Below are 3557 nucleotides of genomic sequence, written 5' to 3'. Positions count from 1 at the left end.
GGTCCCGGGCGCACAGCTGGAGAACCTGCCCCTGGACACGCTGCACCCGCACGCCTTCCGCTGGGACCAGGCGCTGGCGTTCGGGCGCTGGCTGCTCGGCGACGGCTACCCGGACGACGTCGCCGTCTACCTCATCGAGGCGGGCGGCGTGGAGCCCGGCGCCGATCTCAGTCCCGCGGTGCGCCGGGCGATGGAACAGGTCCGGGACATGATCATCTCTGGTCTCGCCCCCGGGACCGGCGGAACGCATGGATGACCGGACGCACAGGTCCAGATGACCAGACGCATGGGTGAGGACGCACATGGGTGAGGACGGCGTCATCAGCACGGGCGTGACCTGCGCGCGCCCGCAGCCCGTCGGGGTCTTTCCGCTGCCGGCCGGCTTCCTGCTCGTGCCGGGCGGCGAGGCCACGGCCGACCTGCGCCGGACGCTGGCGGCCGGGAAGGTGCCGGTGGCCTGGCCTGCGGAGCTGGCCGCGCTGGAGCTCGCCTACCGCGGGGAGGTCGTCGCGGCCGTCGGGCAGCTGCGCGGCGACGACCCGGTCGACCGCTACAACCGCTTCGTGCTGCGACCAGCAGGCGCGGACCCCGAAGACCCGGTGGCACTGCGCCGGGCGCTCGGCGACGAGCTGGGGATCCTGGTGGACGTGGTCCGGTTCGCCCTGGGCGAGCTGGACGAACCTCCGCCGCCCGGCGGGGAGACCGGCGAGATCGCGGCGATGGTGTGGTCCGCACACGCCGCCCACGCCATGGCCGCCGGCCAGGCGGGCAAGGCGGCGGGGCTGCTGGAGCGGGCCATCGCCGCGGCGCGGGAGCCCTCCCCCGGTCTCGCCGCCCAGCTCAGGTCCACCGCGGCGGACCTGCGTCGCGGAGTCGAGGGACCGAGCCCGGCCGTCATCGCAGAGCTGACGGCGGCGCTCGCCGCGCTGGCCGCCACCGACCTCACGGTCGGCCGGGCCGAGCTGCACCTGAGCCTCGGTTCGGCCTACCAGGAGCTGGCCGGGGACGATCCGGCGGGCCTGAAGGTCGCGGTGGAGCACTACCTCTCGGCGCTGCGCCTGGTCCGCGTCGACACCGCCCCGGAGCTGTTCGCGGCGGCACAGGTCAACCTCGCCACGGCGTATCTGACCATGCCGATGGCGCAGGCGTCCGACCAGCTGCGGGTCGGCGTGGCTGTGCAGGGCCTGCGGACCGCTCTGTCCGTCTACACCCGCGAGACTCATCCCGAGCGGTGGGCCAGCACCCAGCTCAACCTGGCCAACGCCTTGGTCTACGCGCCGTCCGCACACCGGGAGGACAACCTGCGGGAGGCGGTCGCGCGCTACCAGGAGGTCATCGCCGCCCGCGACCGCGACGCCGACCCCCTCGGCTACGCCCGGGCTCGGGCGAACCAGGGCAACGCCCTGGCCCACCTCGGCCTCTTCGACCCGGCGCAGGCGGTGCTGCACGAGGCACGGGCGATCTTCGAGGAGGTCGGGGACCCCGACGCCGTCCTGGCCGTGCGCGGGGTGCTCGACGAGATCGCCCGCCGGCTCACCGCGAAGTCGACGTGACGCCCGGCAGCGGAACACTCGGTGACGCCACTCCGAGCACTCCGGCCAGATGGGTGGGGCAGGGCGGCCAGGCTGGGCAGGGCGGCCAGGCGGGAAGCTGGGAACCGGCGGTGTGGATCGGCGCCCCGGCGCCCGGCGGGCTGGCTCTGCCGTCGGCGCGGCCGTCGGCGTCCCGGCTGTACGCGCCGCGCGGGGTGTGGCTCGGCGACGACCTGCTCGTGGTGGCGGACTCGGGTAACCACCGGGTGCTGATCTGGCATGGTCTGCCGGCCCTCGACGGCGCCCCCGCCGACGTCGTGCTCGGCCAGGCCGACGCGACGAGCGAAGGGCCGGCGGCCGCGGGGCGCGGACCCGAAGGCGGCCTGCACCTGCCGACCGGCGTGCTCGTCACGGACGGCCGGCTCGTGGTCGCCGATGCCTGGCACCACCGGGTGCTGGTCTGGAACGAGGTCCCGACGGTCACCGACACCGCCCCCGACCTCGTGCTCGGGCAGCCGGACGCCGACGCCGTCCGCGAGAACCGGGGCGGCCCGTGCGGACCAGACACCTTCTACTGGCCCTTCGGGGTGGCCGTGGTGGGTGGGCGCTTCTACGTCGCCGACACCGGTAACCGGCGGATCCTGGGCTGGTCGAATGGCCTGCCGTCCTCGCCCGGCCGGCTACCCGACCTGGTGCTGGGGCAGCCCGATCCCACCCGCCGGGACGAGAACCGTGGCGGCGCGGCCGGTCCGGCGAGCTTCCGGTGGCCGCACGACCTCGCCGGCACCGCCGACCGGCTGCTGGTCGCGGACGCCGGCAACCACCGGCTGCTCGGCTGGGCCCCCCATCCCGACGCCGACGGCGACGCCGATCTGGTGCTCGGCCAGCCCGATCTCGCATGCTCCGGGGAGTTCCCCTACGCGCCCGGCCGGGCCGACGTCCTGCGCTTCCCCTACGCCGTCGACAGCGACGGGCACCTGCTGGCCGTCGCGGACACCGCCAACAACCGCGTCCTGCTGTGGGACGAGCTGCCGCGGCGCAGTTCCACGCCCGCGACCGGTGTGCTCGGCCAGCCGTCGTTCGCCGAGACCGGGGAGAACCGGTGGACCCGCGTCGAGGCCGACACCTTCTGCTGGCCGTACGGCCTCTCGGTGCGCGGTGACCGGCTCGCGGTGGCGGACTCGGGCAACAACCGGGTCATGATCTGGCGGCGGGTATGACCGGAGAGCGGACCGAGCGGACCGAGCGGACCGGGCATACCGGGCGGACCGGGCGCCGGGTCCGGCGCCGGGTCGTGGTGGAGGGCGTCGTCCAGGGCGTCGGTTTCCGGCCTTACGTCCACCGGCTCGCGGGCACCCTCGGGCTCGCGGGATTCGTCGGCAACGACTCGACCTCGGTGTTCGCCGAGGTCGAAGGCGACGAGGTGGCCGTGGCCGAGTTCCTGCGCCGGCTCGAACCGCAGGCGCCACCGCTCGCGCGCATCGAGCGCGTCACGATGACGAGCGTGACCCGGTCGACCGCCGGCGACGCCGGGTTCCGGATCGTGGCCGGCGCGACCGTTCCCGGCGATCGCACCCTGGTACCCGCGGACACCGCGGTGTGCGCCGACTGCCTGCGCGAGATGTTCGACCCGACCGACCGGCGCCACCGCCACCCGTTCATCACCTGCACCAACTGCGGCCCGCGGTACACGATCATCAGCGCGCTGCCGTATGACCGCGCGGCCACGACGATGGCCCGTTTCCCGATGTGCGCGCAGTGCGCGGCGGAGTACGCCGACCCGGCGGACCGCCGTTTCCACGCCGAACCCGTCGCCTGCCCGTCCTGCGGACCGCAGCTGTGGTTCAGCCCCGCGGACGGCACCGGACCGGAGGTCCACGGCACGGATGCCGCGCTGGCGGCGGCCCAGCGGGCACTGGCGGGCGGCGCGGTGGTCGCGGTCAAGGGCGTCGGCGGCTACCACCTGGCCTGCTCGGCCGAGAACGATCCGGGCGACACGGCCAGCGACACGGCCCTGGCGCGCCT

General features: G+C 75.0%; 3 protein-coding genes and 1 pseudogene. All 4 read left to right on the top strand.

Going from position 1 to position 3557, the window contains the following annotated elements; all coding sequences use genetic code 11:
- A pseudogene (locus tag AC08OO_RS05685) lies at positions 1–256 on the top strand (hydrogenase maturation protease); the annotation flags it as partial.
- Positions 257–302: 46 nt separating this feature from the next.
- Complete coding sequence (locus tag AC08OO_RS05680; protein ID WP_476609166.1) at positions 303–1553, top strand: hypothetical protein; 1251 nt, start codon at positions 303–305, stop codon at positions 1551–1553.
- On the top strand, positions 1550–2752 hold the full coding sequence (locus tag AC08OO_RS05675) for an NHL repeat-containing protein (protein ID WP_476606595.1): 1203 nt from the start codon (positions 1550–1552) through the stop codon (positions 2750–2752). The genes AC08OO_RS05680 and AC08OO_RS05675 overlap by 4 nt, the downstream gene beginning before the upstream one ends.
- On the top strand, positions 2749–3557 hold an 809-nt coding region (locus AC08OO_RS05670), incomplete at its 3' end, for an acylphosphatase (RefSeq protein WP_476618299.1). The genes AC08OO_RS05675 and AC08OO_RS05670, both read left to right, overlap by 4 nt.

The sequence above is a fragment of the Frankia sp. CeCAU1 genome (genome assembly GCF_977971845.1).
Note: the sequence above shows the minus strand (reverse complement) of the source record. Positions and strands in the feature narration are given on the sequence as shown.

Coding starts and splice junctions, on each gene's coding strand:
- AC08OO_RS05680 (WP_476609166.1), top strand. CDS start 303: ATGGGTGAGGACGGCGTCATCAGCACGGGCGTGACCTGCGCGCGCCCG.